18 protein-coding genes and 1 tRNA gene are annotated in these 19,254 nt (G+C 54.4%); 12 read left to right on the top strand and 7 right to left on the bottom strand.

The window, feature by feature from the left end:
* Window positions 1-50: 50 nt before the first annotated feature.
* The gene (locus RG807_RS14915) at window positions 51-2,213 is read right to left on the bottom strand and encodes a DNA topoisomerase III (RefSeq protein ID WP_309045599.1); all 2,163 of its coding nucleotides are present in this window, start codon (window positions 2,211-2,213) and stop codon (window positions 51-53) included.
* A 188-nt stretch (window positions 2,214-2,401) separates the two neighbouring features.
* On the opposite strand from RG807_RS14915, the gene RG807_RS14910 reads away from it, so the two are divergent.
* On the top strand, window positions 2,402-2,728 hold the full coding sequence (locus RG807_RS14910) for a BolA family protein (RefSeq protein ID WP_309045598.1): 327 nt from the start codon (window positions 2,402-2,404) through the stop codon (window positions 2,726-2,728).
* A 41-nt stretch (window positions 2,729-2,769) separates the two neighbouring features.
* A complete protein-coding gene (locus tag RG807_RS14905) occupies window positions 2,770-3,393 on the top strand; it encodes an L-threonylcarbamoyladenylate synthase (RefSeq protein WP_298450451.1) in 624 nt (207 codons plus the stop codon).
* A 3-nt stretch (window positions 3,394-3,396) separates the two neighbouring features.
* Here the strand turns inward: RG807_RS14905 and RG807_RS14900 are convergent, their stop codons facing one another.
* Entirely contained in the window at window positions 3,397-4,062 is a 666-nt protein-coding gene (locus RG807_RS14900) for a hypothetical protein (RefSeq protein WP_309045597.1), read from the bottom strand.
* Between the two features lie 228 nt (window positions 4,063-4,290).
* On the opposite strand from RG807_RS14900, the gene RG807_RS14895 reads away from it, so the two are divergent.
* Window positions 4,291-5,913: a methyl-accepting chemotaxis protein gene (locus RG807_RS14895; RefSeq protein WP_309045596.1), complete on the top strand. Its 1,623-nt coding sequence runs from the start codon at window positions 4,291-4,293 to the stop codon at window positions 5,911-5,913.
* Window positions 5,914-5,958: 45 nt separating this feature from the next.
* Here the strand turns inward: RG807_RS14895 and rnk are convergent, their stop codons facing one another.
* On the bottom strand, window positions 5,959-6,342 hold the full coding sequence (gene rnk, locus RG807_RS14890; protein WP_298450458.1) for a nucleoside diphosphate kinase regulator: 384 nt from the start codon (window positions 6,340-6,342) through the stop codon (window positions 5,959-5,961).
* Between the two features lie 378 nt (window positions 6,343-6,720).
* Here rnk and RG807_RS14885 point away from each other — a divergent pair, with 378 nt between their 5' ends.
* The 5 genes from RG807_RS14885 to RG807_RS14865 all read left to right on the top strand — a co-directional run bounded on the left by RG807_RS14885 (window position 6,721) and on the right by RG807_RS14865 (window position 11,757).
* Window positions 6,721-7,851 (top strand): aminotransferase class V-fold PLP-dependent enzyme, encoded by a 1,131-nt coding sequence (locus RG807_RS14885; protein ID WP_309045595.1) that lies wholly within the window; start codon window positions 6,721-6,723, stop codon window positions 7,849-7,851.
* Window positions 7,852-8,015: 164 nt separating this feature from the next.
* Window positions 8,016-8,912 carry a glycine betaine ABC transporter substrate-binding protein OsmF gene (gene osmF, locus RG807_RS14880; protein ID WP_309045594.1) on the top strand — a complete coding sequence of 299 codons (897 nt, stop codon included), beginning with the start codon at window positions 8,016-8,018 and terminating at the stop codon, window positions 8,910-8,912.
* A gap of 3 nt (window positions 8,913-8,915) precedes the next feature.
* Complete coding sequence (locus RG807_RS14875; protein WP_309045593.1) at window positions 8,916-10,076, top strand: ABC transporter permease; 1,161 nt, start codon at window positions 8,916-8,918, stop codon at window positions 10,074-10,076.
* Entirely contained in the window at window positions 10,073-11,020 is a 948-nt protein-coding gene (locus RG807_RS14870; protein ID WP_309045592.1) for an ABC transporter ATP-binding protein, read from the top strand. Before RG807_RS14875 ends, RG807_RS14870 begins: the two co-directional genes overlap by 4 nt.
* 5 nt (window positions 11,021-11,025) lie before the next feature.
* Window positions 11,026-11,757: an ABC transporter permease gene (locus RG807_RS14865; protein ID WP_309045650.1), complete on the top strand. Its 732-nt coding sequence runs from the start codon at window positions 11,026-11,028 to the stop codon at window positions 11,755-11,757.
* Here RG807_RS14865 and RG807_RS14860 read toward each other — a convergent pair.
* Window positions 11,655-12,116, bottom strand: coding sequence for a MerR family transcriptional regulator (locus RG807_RS14860; RefSeq protein WP_309045591.1), 462 nt, complete (start codon window positions 12,114-12,116; stop codon window positions 11,655-11,657). The two genes, RG807_RS14865 and RG807_RS14860, sit on opposite strands and share 103 nt — an antisense overlap.
* Window positions 12,117-12,196: 80 nt before the next feature.
* Here RG807_RS14860 and RG807_RS14855 point away from each other — a divergent pair, with 80 nt between their 5' ends.
* Window positions 12,197-13,309: an SDR family oxidoreductase gene (locus RG807_RS14855; RefSeq protein ID WP_309045590.1), complete on the top strand. Its 1,113-nt coding sequence runs from the start codon at window positions 12,197-12,199 to the stop codon at window positions 13,307-13,309.
* A 115-nt stretch (window positions 13,310-13,424) separates the two neighbouring features.
* Window positions 13,425-14,168, top strand: a complete 744-nt coding sequence (locus RG807_RS14850; RefSeq protein ID WP_309045589.1) for a hypothetical protein — start codon at window positions 13,425-13,427, stop codon at window positions 14,166-14,168.
* A gap of 218 nt (window positions 14,169-14,386) precedes the next feature.
* Here the strand turns inward: RG807_RS14850 and RG807_RS14845 are convergent.
* A tRNA-Arg gene (locus RG807_RS14845) sits at window positions 14,387-14,463 on the bottom strand.
* 86 nt (window positions 14,464-14,549) lie between these two features.
* Between RG807_RS14845 and RG807_RS14840 the strand changes: the two genes are divergently transcribed.
* Together RG807_RS14840 and RG807_RS14835 are read left to right on the top strand one after the other, a co-directional pair.
* Window positions 14,550-15,257, top strand: coding sequence for a TIGR04283 family arsenosugar biosynthesis glycosyltransferase (locus RG807_RS14840; RefSeq protein WP_309045588.1), 708 nt, complete (start codon window positions 14,550-14,552; stop codon window positions 15,255-15,257).
* A complete protein-coding gene (locus RG807_RS14835) occupies window positions 15,244-15,879 on the top strand; it encodes a TIGR04282 family arsenosugar biosynthesis glycosyltransferase (protein WP_309045587.1) in 636 nt (211 codons plus the stop codon). Before RG807_RS14840 ends, RG807_RS14835 begins: the two co-directional genes overlap by 14 nt.
* On the opposite strand, the gene RG807_RS14830 is transcribed toward RG807_RS14835, so the two are convergent.
* A complete protein-coding gene (locus tag RG807_RS14830) occupies window positions 15,866-18,718 on the bottom strand; it encodes an insulinase family protein (RefSeq protein WP_435404681.1) in 2,853 nt (950 codons plus the stop codon). The genes RG807_RS14835 and RG807_RS14830 overlap by 14 nt on opposite strands.
* Window positions 18,719-18,779: 61 nt before the next feature.
* Window positions 18,780-19,079, bottom strand: a complete 300-nt coding sequence (locus RG807_RS14825) for a hypothetical protein (protein WP_309045586.1) — start codon at window positions 19,077-19,079, stop codon at window positions 18,780-18,782.
* Window positions 19,080-19,254: the final 175 nt, after the last annotated feature.

Raw genomic sequence — 19,254 nt, 5'->3', positions numbered from 1 at the left:
GGTGTTGTATCAGTCAATTATCACAAATTGCAGCAATGTATTCAGTGTCGTTATGTAGCCTTGCGTAAAGGAATTGCAGGCTTTCCGTTGTTGTCATCTACCGTTTGTCGGCAGGCAGGAAAATTACTGCAGCCCCAGAACCAGCCTTTTTTCCCTTTCCTTCTGACCAGGGGGGAAAAGCAGTGCGGGCAGGGTATGGGTTTCTGCCCGGTACCGTCTTGCGGAGTCGCATCTTCAATCGGGCGCGTACCTCGGCAGTCCGGGTACCGAGTGCAGGCAAAGAAGCGACCAAATTTTCCATCTCTCTCGGCCATTGGCGTGCGACATTTTGGGCAGTTGGGTGCTTTGGATTTGGAGTCTGAACCAGGCGCATCCACCGTGGTGCCAATGAAGCGGCGTATCTCGGCCTTCAGCGTGTCCAGGAACTTTCGGGGGTCGTCCTCGCCCCTGCGGATACTTTCCAGTGTTGCTTCCCAGACAGCAGTTCTGTCCGGTGTGCTGACCGATTGTGGCAGTGCGCTGATCAGCGTTTTACCTTTGTCGGTGGCGCGAATATGTCGGCTATCCCGACACAGGTAGTCCCGTTTGAACAGAGTGTCGATTATGTTCGCTCGAGTTGCTTCAGTGCCCAATCCGTCAGTTTCTCGCAGGGTTTTGCGGAGTTCGGGGTCGGTTACAAATCGAGCAATGTTCGTCATCGCCGAGAGCAACGTGGCATCGGTAAAATACTGGGGGGGCTTGGTCTTCCGCTGGAGTACGGTGCTGTCTTCGCAGAATACGGGTTCGCCTTTGCTCAGGCGTGGCAGCGGTGCTTTGGCGGGGTCCTTTTTATTCTCCCGGAGTTTTAGCTCCAGAACTTTCCAGCCGGGTTCAAGCACGGCTGTTTCTGATGCGCGGAATCGGTGTTCTGATACTCGCACAGTAAGTTGGCCTTCGCGGTGTATGGTATCGGCAAAGAACTGCATCAAATAGTAGCGGCTGATAAGCCCATAGATCTTCTGTTCGCCGTCACTAAGTTTGCCGTTGGGTGCCGTGCGACTGGTTGGAATAATGGCGTGGTGGGCATCAACCTTTTTATCGTTCCACGCGGCTGTTCTGCGGCTGAAGTCGGCTTTGGTACAGGCATCTGCAAGATCAGGCGAGATTCGGTCAATAGCACCGGTGACTTGCTCGCGCTGGGCAAAGTGGCCTTCTGGCAGGTATCGGGAGTCTGATCGGGGGTAGGTGATCAACTGGTGCCGCTCGTAAAGACTCTGCGCCGTGTCCAGCACATCCTTGGCCCCCATGCGGAACAGGCGCCCCGCCTCAATTTGCAGAGCCGAGAGAGATAAGGGCAGGGGCGGTGTTTCTGAACGGTCGCGGAAGCGGGATTCCAATATGGAGCCTGGCCGGTTGTGAATACTGGCGGCAATCTGCTCGGCGGTGGCGCGATCCAATAGGCGGTTTTCTTCGTCCAGATGATCCTGGAATTGTTCGTCCGGCAGCCATTTGGCGGTGAACGGCCGTTGGTCTGCCTCTTCTTCCTGGGCTTTGAATCGTGCCTCAATGGGGAAGTAGGGCTTGGGTTCGAAGTTCTCGATGGTGTTATCGCGCTCCACCACCAGACCCAGCACCGGAGTTTGTACCCGGCCCACGGAGTAGACGCCTTTTTGGCCCTGCTGCTGGTAGTTCAGGGTGTAAAAACGGGTAAGGTTGATGCCGTAGAGCCAGTCGGCTCGCTGCCGGGCGAGGGCCGAGTGGGACAGCCTGCGAAATTCCAGGTTGTCTCTGGGGTGCTGTATGGCTTTGGCCACTGCTGCAGGTGTCAGATCGTTGATGAGTATGCGTTTTACGGGGGCCTGGGTTCCGAAATAGCGTATGACCTCATCAACCAGCAGTTGGCCTTCTCTGTCAGGGTCTCCGGCATGAACGATCGATTTCGCTTGCCGAATCAGGGACTCCAGTACGTTGAGTTGCTGGCGCACGCTGTCTTTTGGGGTTAGCTGCCATTTGTCCGGGAACATGGGGAGGTCGTGCTGGCGCCACGTTTTCCACGCCGGGTTGTAACTTGCCGGCTCGGCGGGTTCCAACAGGTGGCCGATGCACCAGCTCACGGTCGCAGCCTCATTGCCTTTGCCACAGCGAATCCAGCCCTGGCCTTTTTGGTAGGGGCCGGGGAGGGCGGCGGCAATGGCTCTGCCGAGGCTGGGTTTTTCAGCTATGTAGAGAAGCATGTTCGGGTATGGTTTTGTCTGGATTTGGGGTGGTGGGGAATGTGGCGGTTTGGGTGTTGGGTGTCAAGGTTCGGGCGCCTCGTCTTCTGTAGTAGACTGTTTGCTTTGGAGGTGGCGGCTGCGGGCGTCGGCTTCAGGCTCAGAGATATCGCCACTACATACAGAGCGAACTGTGGAGTTAATAAGTAATGAAAATGCAGAATGCAATTGAAGCCAAGCTGAATGAGGCGTTTAGCGCCAGCATTCTTCAGGTGGAGAACGAGAGTCACAAGCACAGCGTGCCGCCTAATTCGGAGACGCACTTCAAGGTGACCATGGTGTCGCCAACGTTTGCAGGGCAGATGAAGGTTAAGCGGCATCAGGCTATTTATCAGCTGCTTTCTGAAGAGCTGAAAATGGCCGGTGGCGTGCATGCGCTGGCGTTGCATCTATACTCTCCTGAAGAGTGGGATGCATCCGGGCAGGTTGCGCCCAGTTCGCCAAATTGTATGGGCGGTTCCAAGGCGGATTCTTAATCGGCGGCTTCAGGCGCTAAATATCACAATGGAGGGCTTTCATGAGCCAGTTTTTTCAGATTCATCCGGAAAATCCTCAAAAGCGGTTGATCAAGCAGGCGGTTGAGATTCTTCGTGGTGGGGGTGTGATTGTGTACCCTACCGACTCCGGGTATGCCCTTGGGTGCCATTTGGGTGAGAAACCGGCGGCAGACAAGATAAAGCGCATTCGAAAGCTGGACGATAAGCATAACTTCACATTGGTGTGCCGGGATCTGTCGGATATCGGTGTGTATGCCAAGGTGGATAACACCCAGTACCGGTTGCTGAAAACCTTCACGCCCGGTCCTTATACCTTTATTTTGGATGCAACGAGTGAGGTGCCAAGGCGCCTGCTGAACCCGAAGCGTCGCACGATTGGTGTGCGGGTTCCTGATAATGCGATTGTCCGGGATCTGTTGGGTGAGCTTGGCGAGCCTATTATGAGCAGCACGCTGATTTTACCGGGTGAGTCTGACCCCATGACAGACCCCTACGATATACGGGATACGCTGCAGCACGAGCTTGATTTGATTATCGATGGCGGCTTCTGTGGCATGGAGCCAACCACCGTGGTGAACTTTACCGGTGAAGTGCCGGAGGTTACCCGGGTGGGCAAGGGCGATCCGGCGCCGTTTGAACAGTAGGGCTCAGGCTCGGGTGTTCAGGTTGAAGGCGTAAGCGCCCCGGTTGGCTGCAACGTTAAATTGGTCAGTGGGAGCGGAGCGCCGAAGGGTGTCGTAACGGTGTACGAGATCCTGCAAGCCGTTGAACTGCTGGTTTTCGCTGATCAGCGTATCCAGCAGTGAATTATTAACGCCGTAGGCCTGGTTGAGCTTCAAAGCATTGTCCATAAAGTGCAGCGTCGGCTCGTTTTGGCTTAGCCGGCTGAAGGCATCCGCAAAGTTTTTGTTAACGTTCAAATCCTTCTCAATTTGGCTGCGGGTTTCCTCTGTCAGGTTTCCGCCTACCTCAATTTTACCGCTATCGTTTTTGTTGACGCTGATTGCCAACGACGGATTCAAGTTGTATTCGGCAAGTTTGTGCCGCAGGGTTTCCCTGACGAAGGCAAGATCCTGCCCTACTGTCTGCTTGTAGTCCGACAGTGGCAACTTCTGTGATTTAAGCTTGCCCGCATCAGCCAATAGGTCTCCTGAAGGCGTGAAACGGTCGTCCCCAGGGCCGGAAGGTTGTAATGCCTCAGCGCTGGCTGCGCCCTTGGCGTTCTGTTCAGCGGCCCCGTTTGCCGCAGGGCGGTTTTCCAGTGTTTGCTGAAAGCGGGTGCTTGCCTGGATAAGTGATGTCAGCAGTGACATGGCATCTATTCCTCCACTGGCTCGCACAAGCGCGCCAGAAAATTATCGTCTGTTTTATATCGGATGCACATTTCGGGCCAGCCAATGAAATATGAGCGATTCTGATCTGAGTCAGTAACTATTTGACGTATATCTATAAAGTTAACCGTCCTTTAGCCGTCAACCACATAGAATGTTTGAAAGCGCCAGATAAAGCCTGGTGTTCATTGTTCTTTCGATCGGGTCACTATGAAAAACCAATATTCCATTCGATTTCTGCTGCTCGCTGCGCTGGCAGTCGCTTTTTCACTTATCCTCGTTTTTACTGTGCTCTATAGCGCCAATGCCCAGCGCGACCATATGGAAGAGTTCAGTCACAAATATGTGGATGGCCTTGCCAAGTCCTATTTTGACGGGCTGAACACCATGATGGTGACTGGCACGATCAGCAACCGCGAGGTGCTTCGGGACAAAGTGATGGCGCCCGAGGATGTGCTGGACGTGAGGGTGATTCGTAGTGACCAACTCAATCGGATGTTCGGTAAGGGTACTCAGGCCGAGCAGAAGCGTGACCCCGATGACAGAAAAGCGCTGGCTGGCCAACGGATTGAGCTCTACTCAAGCAATGAAAACGGGCGTGTTTACACGCTAATTGATCCGGTGATTGCGCAGTCAGACTACCAGGGTGTGGACTGCCTGGGTTGTCATCAGGCCCAAGAAGGCGACGTACTGGGTGCGATTCGTGTGGATTATTCTCTTGCTGAGAGTGACGACAGTTTGCGGCAGCAGTTGCTAACCAGTGGTGGCATGCAGGTTGTGATCTTTGTTGTCGTGTTTTTCCTGACCGGGCTGGCATTGAATCGACTGGTCTTCTCGCGCTTGCGCCGACTTCAGATGAGTATGGATGAGATTTCCCGAAATTCCGATCTCACCATTGCACTTGATGTATCACGAAATGATGAAATCGGGACGGTCTCCCTTGCGTTTAATCGTATGATGGCAAAAATCCGTGAAAGCATGAATACGGTTATGGATAACGCCGAGCAGGTTGAGCAGGCAGCGCGAAGCATTGCTGAAAAAGCACAAACTACGGGCCGTGAAGTCACAGCTCAAAAAGACAATACGGATCAGGTTGCCAGCGCAACCACCGAGATGGCGTCATCTGCAATTCAGGTGCGGGAAAATGCCAACCATACAGCTCGAAAGTCGGCAGAAACGGCGGAGTCTGCGAACAGCGGTGAGCAGCTCGCACGCACTGCGGTAGAAGGCATTGAGGCGTTGAATACGGAAGTCCAGAGTGGTGCAAAACGAATCGGGGACCTGAATCAACGTACCAGCCAGATGGCGAAGATGCTGGAAGAAATCTCCAACATAGCTGAGCAGACCAACCTGCTGGCGCTGAATGCCGCCATTGAAGCTGCCAGAGCGGGTGAGCAGGGCCGTGGTTTCTCAGTGGTTGCAGATGAGGTTCGGGCACTTGCCTCACGGACCCAGGTTTCCACAGAGGAAATTCGCAAAACGATTCACTCCCTGCAAAGCGAAGTGACGGAATGTGTGGAGACCATGAGCGACGCCTCGGATATGGCAGGGCATCAGGTGGATGCGATTCTGAAGGTGGAATCTGAGCTGCAAAGCATTGCGTCGGCGGTTCGCGAAATTACGTCACTTAATCAGGAAATGGAAAGTGCGGCGAACGAGCAGAGTGATGTGTCAGAAATTATCAACCAGAACGTGATTGAAATCAGTCGTTCAGCCGAGCAGGCAGCAACCGATGTTCAGGAAACCGCAGGTATTGCAGGTGATTTGCTGGTGATGGCAGAAGCGCTCAGACAAACCATTGAGCAGTTCCGGTTGGTGAGGAAAGACAGCTAACGGGGCGAGCTTTTCAGGACGCCCCCGCAAACGGTTACCCGGCGATTAGCCCTCTCGGGTAACCTCAATGATCTTAAGATGAATGTTGTTGCGACCCCGGATTGGCCACTCGATGGAATCGCCCACAGCAAGTCCAAGCAAAGCTGAGCCAGCCGGTGCCAGTATAGAGATCTTGCCTTCTCCAGTGCCTACTTCGTGAGGATAGACCAGCGTCAGCTCCTGCTCCTGCCCGCTATCTGCATTCTGAAAACGCACCCTTGAATTCATGGTCACCACGTGAGCGGGCATGTCTGCCAGCGGCACCAGTGTGGCGCGGCTCAGCTCATCATCCAGGCCATCTGCCACATCCGAGTCGCCCTGTTTTTCGATCAAGGTGGTCAAGCGGTTGAAATCTTCTTCAGCAACCAGAACTTCCGGCATATCAGCCATAGTTATCTCCAAAAAATATAATTAGTAATTCAAAATTTCAGGATTCAGGCGCCGAACCCGGCGTTTCTAAAGCGGATTCAGCGAGAAAAGAGAAAAGCGGGCAACACACCAGCAGTGCCAACCTGACGGCGGACGCTTAAATGGTAGGAAGGAATGATCTCTGAGAATAATGATCTCACAGGCTCACCAAGTGTGTTGTCTGTATAAATAAAGAAAAAGCGGGAACTTGGCCGCTTTGGTCAATTTATAAGCTTTTGTCGGGTTCCACAAGTAGGCTTGCAGAAAACGTAAGAAATAAAGCGCATAACGCCAGATTTGTTAGACTCATACCATAGACGATTCATTCACAAACTGCATCAGGCAAGGAACCCAGGCCCCATGTCCAAATTGTTTCCTTCTATCGACCCCGACGGGCTATTGGAATATTCCGTGGTATTCAATGATCGTTCACTGAACCATATGTCTGCGCCATTCCAGCAAGCAATGCGGGATATTTCCTCCACTCTGCGGCAAGTGTATAACGCCAGGGGCGCTGTAATCGTGCCTGGTGGCGGTAGTTTTGGTATGGAAGCCGTGGCTCGCCAGTTTGCCAATGACGAGCGCTGCCTGGTAATTCGCAATGGCTGGTTCAGCTATCGATGGACGCAAATACTGGAAGCAGGCCGAATCACTGATCGCGTTACCGTACTTCAAGCACAACCGTTGGACGATTCGCCTCAGGCCGCCTACGCGCCAGTGCCGGCGGAGGAAGTTGCGCAGCGTATCCGGGCAGAAAAACCCGCCGTTGTGTTTGTACCGCACGTGGAAACTGCCGCCGGTATTGTGCTGCCCGACGACTACCTGACCATCATTGGTGAAGCCGTAAAAGAGGTTAACGGCCTGTTTGTACTGGATTGCGTAGCCTCTGGTGCCCTATGGGTTGATACCACGGCCTGTGGCGTGGATGTGCTCATCACTGCGCCTCAAAAAGGCTGGAGCGCTTCACCCTGCGCCGCGTTGATTACGTTGAGTGAACGCGCCATTGCCCGAATGGAAGAAACCACCAGCAGTAGCTTTGCGGGGGATTTGCGCAAATGGTCGCAGATTATGCAGGCCTATGAATCCGGTAATCATGCATATCATGCCACCATGCCGACAGACACCCTGGTTGTTCTCCGCGATGCCATGCTCGAAACACTGAAAGCCGGCCCTGAGTTGCTTTACCAGCGACAGGAAGAACTTGGCAGGCAGGTGCGCGAACTGTTTTACAGTGCTGGCTTCAAAAGCGTTGCGGCCCCGGGCTTTGAATCGCCCAGTGTGGTGGTTCTGCATACCGACAACCTCAATATTCACAACACTAGCTTGTTCCGTGAACAGGGCCTGCAGATAGCAGCGGGTGTGCCAATGATGTGTGGCGAACCCGAGAGCTTCCGTACCTTCCGTATGGGCTTGTTTGGGTTGGAAAAGCTGAACAATGTAGATCGATCAGTAGAAAACCTGAGAGTGGCTTTGGCGGCCGTTCAAGGCTGAGTGTGCAAACGTTTTAGAACTCAATGAACTTTGGGCTGCCTACTGCGGCCCCGTGAACAAGGGGAATGCCTGTGTCTTTGCCAATTATCAGAAAATATCGAGTAAAGCATCTGCGTAGTGCACTGGTTCCAAACAGAAGGTGCCGTGGAATATCACAATCCATAGTGAGTTGCCTTGCACTTGCCTTGGTGTTTGTGACGGGCGCGGTTTCTGCACAAGAGCCGGTGGTGGTGTCATCGAAAATCGACACAGAAGGCAGCGTTCTCGGCCAGATGATCCTGCAGCGCCTGGAGAGTGCGAACATTGCGGTAGAGAATCGTCTACAACTTGGCAGCACCAGTATTGTGCGTAGTGCAATCAAGGCCGGAGAGATTGATCTGTACCCTGAGTACACAGGCAACGCCGCGTTCTTTTACGGCAAGGCGGATAGCCCGGTGTGGAAAGATGCAGCAAAGGCTTACAGCACGGCAGCGGAGCTTGATCTCGAAACGGAAGACATTGTTTGGCTTACGCCTGCGAACGCCAACAACACCTGGGCCATGAGTGTGCGCGGCGACCTCGCAGAAAAGCACAATCTGAACACCCTGGATGATTTGGCGGATTATATTAACGCTGGCAAGCCCTTTAAATTTGCGGCCAGTGCTGAGTTTGTCGAATCAGCCAGCGCATTGCCCGCGTTTCAGGAAGCTTACGGGTTCAACCTGACGTCTGATCAGCTTTTGATTCTGTCTGGCGGAAACACGGCGGCAACGTTACGTGCAGCGGCGATTGATTCCAACGACGTTAATGGGGCCATGGCCTATGGCACAGATGGCGGGCTTAATGCGTTGGGCTTGAAAGTGATGGAAGACACCAAAGGCGTGCAGCCGGTCTATCAGCCGTCGCCCATCATCCGTGGGAGCGTGTTGAAGGAATACCCGCAAATACGCCCGCTGCTAAAGCCGGTGTTTGAATCCCTCGATCTGGAAACCCTGCAAGCGCTGAATGCAAAAGTGGCGGTTGAAGGTGCCCCTGCCGCGGCGGTGGCCCGGGATTATCTCGAGAGCCTTGATCTGGACTGATTCGTGCCCGTATCAACAAAGCCACCAAACCGCGTAATACCCGTGCTAGCACTGGCTGCTTTTGCATGTACGTGGCTGCTTGATCTTGGCGTGGTGCAGCCCAATCGCATTGTGTCTGGCACCGGCTACGGCCTTTATGCCGCCACCGGTTGGTTTGGGGCGGTGGTTGTGTCGTCCCTGCTGGCGGTTGTCATCGTGCTCGCAACAAAGCTTACCCCGAAGCGTTTCGGGGCGCTGATATTATTGCTCACCACTGCACTGATGGCCCAGCCGCTGCTGCTTGAGGTGTTTGCGCTGCGCAAGCTTCCGGAGGATTCTGCCTATGCCCGTATTGGCCTAGGTGCAGGGTTCTGGTGCCTGGCATTTTTTCTGGCGCTGATGCTGCTGGAAACACTGGGACGATTCAAAGCTTCCCGCCGACTGCAGTTTTCAGTGGTGCTTCTGGTTGTCGTAAGTTGGTGGTTCTGCGCCAGCCGCGAAGGGTTGTCCAGCCTATCGCTTATCCGTGAATACGCAAATCGTGCTGACCAGTTTTCCCAGGCTCTGACTACGCATCTATCATTGTCTCTCGGGGCCGTTGCCATCAGTGCGGTGCTGGCGTTTGGCCTGGCTTTGGCCATGGTGAGGCGAGAGCGGTTACGCAGACCTCTGCTGGGGCTGGTCAGTTTTATGCAAACCATTCCTAGCCTCGCGCTGTTTGGGCTGTTAATCGCACCTTTGGGCGCTTTATCAGCCGCATATCCCTTTCTTCAAACACTCGGCATACGGGGCATTGGCTGGGCGCCTGCGATGCTGGCGCTCATTGCTTACAGCCTGTTGCCGATGGTGCGCAATACCTACGTCGCTTTGATGGAGGTGCCCGAGCCTGTGGTCGATGCCGGGCGTGGCATGGGAATGAATGAACGGCAGATATTTTTCAAGGTGAAGCTGCCACTGGCTTTGCCGGTCATTATTGAGGGTGTTCGAATAACCACAATACAAGCCATTGGCCTGACCGCGGTTGCCGCGCTGATCGGTGCTGGTGGCTTTGGCACCTTCATTTTTCAAGGCTTGGGCCAGGCGGCTATGGATTTGGTATTGCTTGGGGCCTTGCCCACAGTGTTTCTGGCCCTGGCGGCCGATGCCATTTTGTCCGCATTAAAATTCCAGAGGGCACCCAGATGATTGAGCTGAAAGGCGTCACTCGACGGTTCGGCGACGCCGTAGCGGTGGATAATATCGATTTGACCATAGAAACGGGTGAAGTCTGCGTACTGGTGGGCAGTTCCGGTTGCGGAAAATCCACCACTCTGCGGATGATTAATCGCTTGCTACCTCGCACCAGCGGCGAAATTCTTGTGGACGGCGAAGACATCAACAACGCCGACCCCGAGGCACTGCGACTGAATATGGGCTATGCCATACAGAGCACCGGGTTGTTTCCCCACTGGACCGTCGCTCGCAATATTGGCGTGGTCCCCGACTTGCTTAAATGGCCAGCCCGCAAACGTGATGAGCGGGTCAGTGAATTATTAACCTTACTGGGGCTGGACCCGGCCGCCGACGCCATCAAATACCCTCATCAGCTCTCCGGTGGCCAAGCGCAAAGAGTAGGAGTGGCGCGGGCGCTGGCAGGCGATCCCAATATTCTTCTGATGGATGAGCCGTTCGGCGCACTGGACGCCATCACTCGGGAAAACCTGCAGCAGGAAATGCTGCGCATCCAGCGGCAACTCAATAAAACCACGGTGTTCGTGACCCATGATATTGACGAGGCCCTGAAACTGGCCACCCGTATCGCTGTGATGGACCAGGGGCGGATTATCCAGCACGATACGCCAGAGGCGATTCTTCGGCGGCCTGCATCGGCCTTTGTGGAAAACCTGATAGGCAAGGGTGATCGCGGCCTCAAGCTTCTGGGTTTACGAACTGTGGGTGACGTGATGGCACGCCACGCCCTGCCCAGTCAGCCAGAACCTTTAGCCGAGGTCCTGAAAGAAACGGACAGCCTGCGCATTGCTTTATCCATTATGGTTTGGCAAAACTCTGGTGAACTTCCGGTGTTCAGTGAGGCTGGCGAAGCGGTTGGCACAGTAACACGCGAACAACTTCTACAGGGAGGGGCCTGATGCAAATGCGCCCGTGGATTACTCCGGTTGCCTGGGTTGCTTTGCTGTGTGCTCTGGCTGCATTGCTACCCTCGATGGCGCCGCTGTTTTCGTGGGTGGAGCCGGGCAACGACAATCTTGTTTACACCAGAGACAGCTTTTGGTTTCTGTTGCAGAGCCATATCTGGCTTGTTCTGGTGTCTGCCACCATTGGTTCACTGGTAGCGGTCTCAGCTGGCATCTTTGTAACCCGCCCTGCAGGCCGCGACTTTTTGCCGTTGGTAAGCCAGATAGCCTCCATCGGCCAGACCGTGCCGCCTGTCGCTGTGCTGGCGCTGGCCGTTCCGGTTATGGGGTTTGGTGAGAAGCCCACACTCCTCGCGCTGGTGCTTTATGGCTTGCTTCCAATCTTGAGAAATACCCTGGCGGGGCTCGGCGGCATTAACCCGACGGTGCTGGAATCTGCTAAAGGGATGGGAATGTCTTCCGCACAAGTGCTGTTCAAAGTGGAGCTTCCGCTGGCTGGGCGAGTGATACTGGCGGGCATACGTACATCCGTTACCATCAACATTGCCACCGCAGCGATTGGCTCTACCATTGGCGCCCGCACATTAGGTGACCCGGTGATTGCGGGGCTGGTGAATGGTAATACCGCTTACGTCTTACAAGGCGCTATCCTGATCGGCCTGCTGGCATTGGCTACTGACAGCTTGTTTGAGGCGATAGAGCGGGCTTGGGGCCGGGCATTTTCAATCTGATTCTGTTGCGCGGCGCTGCGTTCCAGCCGCTTCTGTTCATTTTCCAGCATCTGCCTGAGCGACTTCAGCTCCGCAATCTTTTCATCTACAACCGCGCGCTTCTGTGCCATCAGCAAGGCGCCTTGCGCGCAGTCCAGTGTGTCCTTGCGAAGTGCATCCAGAACATCACCGATTTCCTTGAGAGAAAATCCCAGGTCTTTTAACTGCCGCACCATGTGGACGCGCTGAACTGCCTGTTCGGGGTAGTCCCTGTAATTGTTGTCGCGCCGACTCACTTCCCGCAGCAACCCCTGTTTTTCGTAGTAACGCAAAGTATGGCGGCTTACGCCGGTATGCAGTTCCAGCTCGGAAATTTTCATAATAAGTCCTCCAGGCTATTGACCTTAGAGTTCACTCTATACCTTAGGGTTCTCACGAACTCAACCAAAAGGATCTTTCTATGAACCTGTTAATTACCGGTGCCACTGGCTTTATTGGACGCCATTTATGTGCCTGTTTAACCGCCAGGAATTACACCGTTGTCGCTCTGATGCGTCGGCCCGAAGATCTCCCGGAGCTACGTGCAAGGGTAGACAGGTTGGGGGGGAACGGCGATTTGATACAAGCTCTACCCGGCGATCTGTCTGCACCCGGATTGGGCATTTCCGAGCCGCTACCTCATGTGGATGCGGTGATTCACCTTGGTGCCCGTTTTGCCTGGCAGCTGACGCGCAAAGACGTCTACATGGCTAACGTCGAAGGCAGTCTGTCTGTTGCAGAACTGGCCCGAAGACTGAATTGCCGGTTGGTGTTCATCAGTGGGTTTATGCTTGAAAATCTGCAACACCTGAATCAACTGGGTATTGCCCCGGCTAGCCCAGAACAAACCAACTGGCAAAAGGTGTATCGGCGAGCGGGCGCCTACGAAGCCAGCAAATTGGAAGCTGCGCTCAAGGTCAGGTTGTTCGCTGAACAAACCTCACTGGATATGGTGGAAGTCCAGCCGGCAACCGTTGCGGGCCAAAGCCAAACAGGCGAACTGGATGCCGCGCAGCCTTTATATCAATTGCTGGAAAATCTGTCCCGGGGGCGCCTTGCACTGGTACCTGGAACGCCTGAACACTGGCTACCGCTGACGACAGTAGATCACCTGGCTGCTGTGATCGCTGCGGCGGCAATTGGGCAAAATGTGCCGGAGCGTTTGTTGTGTCTGGATCCGGACACCCCGACACTTCAGCAAGTGCTTGCCATGGCCAGTGGTTCGCTTGGTATTGAAGCACCACGCCGATTCATTCCCTTACCTATGCTGCGCGCAATTCTGTCTATTCCGGGGGTGCCCAAGCTGGTGAATACCTACCCGGAAGCTCTGCACTTCATTCAGGCAAAACGCTTCGACACGACCAATACGGAGCGGTTTCTCGAGCGCCAGGGGCTACTTCGTCCGAATATAGTTTCGGCGATAGAGGCCAGCGCTTATTGGTATCAGAAGCAGCGAATATCAAACCCTCCAGTCATGCGCCCTTGTGGCGAAAATACATCCGCAACCCCGACTCCTCACTCAAACGAGGGATAGAAGATTGTTAATTCAGCCGATAATCTTGTTGTGAAGCATAGGAATAGCCCGGCGTTCGCTGTTTTTGCCGAATCTATCTGCAGATGTGCGGACGTCAACACAACGAGGTGTTGATATGAAAAAGCGCTTATTGGTGAGTCTTGCTGTCGCGTTGATTGCTGGCTGTGGAGGCAGCAGTGGTGGCGACGGAGGCGGAGGTGGCAATGGCGGCGGTGGTAATGGCCCCAGCGTTATTGAGGGAACGGCCGCGACAGGTGCGCCCTACACGGGCAGCGATACCATCCACATTATCTGCAAGGGAACCAACGATATTCCCATGATTGTGGATGCCGGCGCACAAGGAGAGTTTTACTTGCCGCAGGAAACATTCGATGCACATGGTGCCCAATTTCCCTGCACGGTCGGTTTGCAGAGCAGCAATTTGCTGAGTTACACCAACCAGCCCGGAAGAGTTAACCTGACGCCTTTCACTACCTTGGCTTTCCATAGAGCTATGATGGACCACACAGGCCAGACTGCACTGATGGGACTGGATGTAGATACGGTCGACCCTGCAGCTTTTGGATCTGAGCTAAGCACGGCTACCGGAAATGTGAAGGTTGCGTTAAAAGCAGCGTCCGGTGGCAGTGATGTTCCTTTCGATATCTTTACGGAAATCTTCAAGGCGGATCACAACAGTGAGTATGATCGCTGGCTCGACGGGTTCGGAGATGCGGTGATTGCGGATTATCCACTACCAGGCTCAAGTTTTATGGATGCGTTTTTGAGCTTCCCTCTGAAGTATGCCACGTCAGCAAACCCGGCTTCATTTGCGGAGTCAGCGGTAACTCCGCCGTTTACAATGACGGTGCCGCAGTAGATAAGGTGTTTTATTTCAAAAGTGTGGTGGCAGGCAGCAACCACACATTGAAATCCAGCTTCACCCGTGCCGGCACCCGCCGGCATACCTCATTTTTCGTCCCGAAAATCGATGCCTGATTGCTAAACGGTTAGACCCGAGCACTATAACTTCAGCCTTCTATTGCGATAAAACTGGCAGTTCAGGTGTGATTTTGCGAGGTTGTTCTGAAGTTGGGATGGTGCCCTCGGCAGGACTCGAACCTGCTACCTTCCCCTTAGGAGGGGGACGCTCTATCCAGATGAGCTACGAAGGCGCTTCGTTAAGAAGATCGGTATGATAACGGCCTGAGGCTTATGGCTCAAGGTGTTACCGTGATTTCTGTTGCTTTGGGAGCGTGCTGTGTCTGACCCTTTCGTGCTAAGTATCGTAGTGCCTGTCTGGATGGAGGCTGCAGGCATTGTAGAGACGCTTGAGGTTCTTCAACCGTTACGTACCAGAGGGCATGAGTTGATTGTAGTGGATGCTGGTAGTGTTGATGGTACCGTCGCACTGGCAAGCCCGCTTGCAGACCGGGTGATCCACTCAGAAAGGGGCAGGGCTGTGCAGATGAACGCAGGCGCCTCTGTTGCTAAAGGCAATGTTCTTCTATTTCTCCATGCGGATACCCGCCTTCCTCTAAACGCCCTGGAGTCCCTGACAAGTTTTTTTCAAAGCAAAAAAGCCTGGGGTCGTTTCAATGTGCGCTTGAGCGGCCGCGGGGCGATGTTCCGGGTGATTGCCTGGTTTATGAACCAGCGCTCGCGCTTAACGGGTCTTTGCACGGGCGATCAGGCGCTGTTTGTGCGCCGGGATGTTTATGAAGCTCTCGGGGGATTCGAGCCTGTGCCCATCATGGAAGATATTGAGATTTCCCGCCGGCTTCGGCTTGTTTCCCGCCCTTACTGCATAAAGAACCCAGTCATTACGGATAGCCGGCGCTGGGAGCAGGGGGGTGTATGGCAAACGATTTTTCTTATGTGGCGCTTACGCTGGCGATATTGGCGCGGGGAGTCCCCGGAGGCCCTCGCTCACTCCTACCGTTCGGATGTTCGTAATGGCAAAGACTAACTCCCCCAATGCAGTGTTGATGCAGTTTGCTAAATGGCCGGAAGCGGGCCGGGTAAAAACGCGCCTTATACCTGCGCTGGGCGTTGATGGGGCTTTGAGAGCACATTTAACACTTACGCTTGCGGTGCTCGAAAATCTGTATAGCTCAGGCCTTACAGTGCAGTTCTGGTGGGATAGAGAGGTAGAGTCTGTTCCTGTTGATGCGGTGAAGGTTGTTCGCGCTATCGAGCATCGGGGGCTGGGACAGCGAATACAGCAGGGCGCTAACCTGGGTAGTCGCATGTTGAATGCTCTGGAGAACGGCCTTCAATCACACGCCCACGCATTAATTGTGGGCAGCGATTGCCCATCGGTCGAACCGGGCTATGTGCACCAGGCGGTGACTGGCCTTGAACACTACGATGTTGTCCTGGGGCCGTCCGATGACGGTGGTTACGTGCTGATTGGTGCTCGCCGGATTGTTCCCGGCATGCTTGATGGCATTGAGTGGGGCACCGCTGGTGTGCTCGAGCAAACCTGTGCTCGGCTCAAAAAACTGGGGCTCAGCGTTGGCTTGCTGGAGCCCCGTTGGGATGTGGATGAGCCCGAGGATTGGGCGCGTTTTCAGCTTACTTTGCAATAACCGCTGGTCGCTGAAGGATAAGGTCCCGGGCTTCGTTGGCGCCCAAACCCTCTCCACCCGTCACGACACGCAGAGCGCTGTCTCTGTTCAGTACTGAGTCGCGGAATGTAGCCTCCAGCTCTTCAAGGCTGACAGCATTAACGGCCTTTGCGAGTTGTTCGCGGGAATCAAAGCCATCTGAGCCCCGGTCAATCTCACGCCAGTAGCGACCTGAAATCTCACCCAGTTGGCGATCCTGTTCCAAAATACTGCTGATGACTGCCTGTTTTTCGCGTTTCAGGCGCTGTTCATCCAAATTGCCGAGAGTCTCCTCAAAGCCTGCGGCGAATTCGTGAACTGCTTTGTCTATGTCGTTCTGGCTGGCGCTTGGGGACTGAACCACAAAGCCCAGAGCGGGTGTCTCAAGCATTTCAAACGGAGTGGCATACACAATGTAGCCGAGTTGGCGCGTGGTGCGGATTTCCTCATAGAACGGGCTACTTATAATCTGTGCGAGCAGGCGGAAGCGGGCGCGTTCTTCAAAGCTGGTGTTCTTGCCTTGTGCGTATAGCGTGTATCCGGTGTCCGGGTGCTCTACATCCAGCGAAACAAGCATTTCGGTTGTCGGTAACTTCCGAACTCGGCTGCGTTCAACCGCTACAAATTCACTCTTTCCCAGCACAATGGCGTCAATCTGCTGTGCCAGGTTAAGCGCATAGGCTTCCGTTATGTTGCCGTGTGCCAGTAGCACCGGGTCTACTTCCGAGAGCAGTGCCTCGGTGAATGATATGAGTTCATCGCGGGTGACTTCCCGAGCTGCGCGTAGCTTTTCTTCCGTGCTCCAGGCACCCTCTAGCAGAGCTGTCTGGATGAACTCTGATGTCTGGGCCACCGGCCGGTCCTTGGCTTTGTTCTGCAAGCTGTCTATCAGGTTCTGCTTGGCGATATTAAAACGCTGCTGCGTTATATGGGGTGTTGAAATCTGCATAAGAATGCGATTCATCAAGGTGTGCAGCTTGTCGTTGTAGCCACCCACGCGCACGGTGACGCCGCGCAAATGTGGGTAAATGCTGTAGTCGAGCCCGGCAAGGCGTGCGGAATAAGCCCAGGCATTCAAGTTGCTGTTAATGCTGTCTACCAGCAAGTGTGTAAGCACACTGCTACGGGCAGACACACGGGCCGCAGGGGTGCGCAGGCTGAAAAATACGTTGGCTTTGGGCGTGTTGAAGCGCGTATCCCGGGCAAACCATATAGCCATGCCGTCGCGGCTATTCAAGAGTTCGGGCTTGTCCATGGTCTTGCCTGGCACCATGGTCAGGTTTTCAGGCACAAACGGGTTGGGCAGTGGTAGCCGAAGCGCATTGGCCAGCGCTCTGGGCGCTTCGGACTTAAGCGCTTGCACATCCAGAGGTTCGAGTTGCCAGGGTGTTTCATACCACCGGGTTAGGTTCGGGTTGTTCAGTTCAAGCTGCGGGGCCAGCAAGTAGACCATCACGTTCTCCGGGGTTAGCCGGGAGAGAATGGCCTGATATTGGTCGGGTGCGTAACGTTCCATCAACCAGGGTGCGCTGAGGATGTCGTCTGCCGGATAGTCCTGGAGCTGGCTCGAAAGGCGCATAACCTCGTGCATGGGCTCGCTTTGTTCGCGAAAGCGAAAGTCTATCTGGGCAAGCTGCTGCATTTCTTCAAAGCGCTTCTGGCTGATGCCTTGATCACGAATGACGTCGATGTATCGGAATGCCAGAGCTACGATCTCTTCCTGCCGGTTAAGGCCTTCGGGGGTAAGCGCAATGCTTATGTCCAAAGTGGCGTCTGTACCCGTATCCATTCCCATGCCGGCAGACAAGCTATCTGCCAAGCCATTCTTCTTGAGCACATCAAATAGGCTTCCCGGTCCTTCATGGCCCAAGAGGTTGGCAATGTAGCTGGCGGGCTTGGTTCGGTAGTTTTCCTGCTGCGATGGAATCGGGAACGACAGCGACAGGCTGCGCACATCCTTGATGGCTTCCGCAGATATCTTGGCGGGCAGAGCATCGGCATTCAGCAGGCTGGCAGAGTGAATCTTAGGCTTGAGGTTGCGGTTCTCAATGGCGCCAAAACGCACTCGCACCATGGCTTCAAGCGTATCGAGAGACTGCGGGCCGTAAACCGCGAGCGTCATCAGGTTGGCGGAGTAATGGCTTTTCCAGAATTCGATCAGGTCCGGCCGAAGAGGATTGGCATCGGTATTTTCAAGGGTGGTCAGATTGCCGACAGCAAACTGGTGAAATGCGTGCTCAGGGTTGCTGGCGGCTTTCTTGACTGAATAGAAGCGCCGACCATCTTCCTTTTGTTTGGCACTGAACTCCGAATGCACGGCATTGCGTTCACGGTCGACAAGCTCGGCAGTAAACAGGGGCGCGGCAAATTGCTGGGCGAAGCGATCAAGGGCTGATTCCAGGTAATCGGCCTGTATGTCAAAAAAGTAGTTGGTGTTGCGGAAAGCGGTAAAGGCGTTATGGCTACCGCCGTGGCTCTTGATGAACTGCTGATACTCGCCGGGCTCTGGGTACTTCTCTGTACCCAGAAACAGCATGTGCTCCAGGAAGTGTGAAATGCCCTCTCGCTCTCTCGTGTCATCACCGCTGCCGACGGCCACGTTCATGGAAGCAGCCGCTTTTTCAGCCGCTTTATCGGAAATCAGGATGGCCCGCAAACCGTTATCCAGCTCAATGAAACGGTATTCGTTGTTGTCGTTCGGGCTTTTGTCCGGGGATGTTTCCGCGAAGGATGGCGAACTGACAAAGAATAGCAAAAGCAGTGCAAGTACATGTGCAGCCAGCAGCTGCATACGAATAGTCGTTGGAAAGCTGATATGCATAAAGCCTCTGTTATCCGTTTGGGGGCCTGAATATATGCGAGCGGAAGCCGGTAAATGGTGCTCAGTGCATCATTGTTTTGCGAGTGCTATCCGGTTGTTGATCGAGGGTCTTGCGGGCGAGATCTGCTGCTTTCCCACCGTCGAGTTCGCCAGACGCAATACGCTCCAGAACCGATGCCATAATAGCGACGGACTGGCGGTAGTCTGCAAACTCCGCCTGGAAAGCAGTATCGATGGCTTGGTATACCGCTTGGATTTTTTGGTCCCTGTCCCCGGCATTCTTCGCCGTATCATTAATGGCTTTCAAGCAGGCGCGGGCAATGGCGATGTAACGTTCGGTGTTCGGGTTATCGTTCTGCATGCTCTGGTTTCCGGATATCGCTTGGTCTGTGAAAAGGACTGACGCCTGAAGAGGCAATAAGTTCCAGATTATCGCATTGCTGGCAGGCTGTTTCATTGCTTTGCGGTAATTCGTCGCTGGGGAGGGCGGGCGCCGATTACTGTGCTAGTCTAAATTTTAATGTGTCGGGAAAATG

It is taken from the genome of Marinobacter sediminicola, assembly GCF_031157525.1.
Taxonomy (GTDB): Bacteria; Pseudomonadota; Gammaproteobacteria; order Pseudomonadales; family Oleiphilaceae; genus Marinobacter; species Marinobacter sediminicola.
Note: the sequence above shows the minus strand (reverse complement) of the source record. Positions and strands in the feature narration are given on the sequence as shown.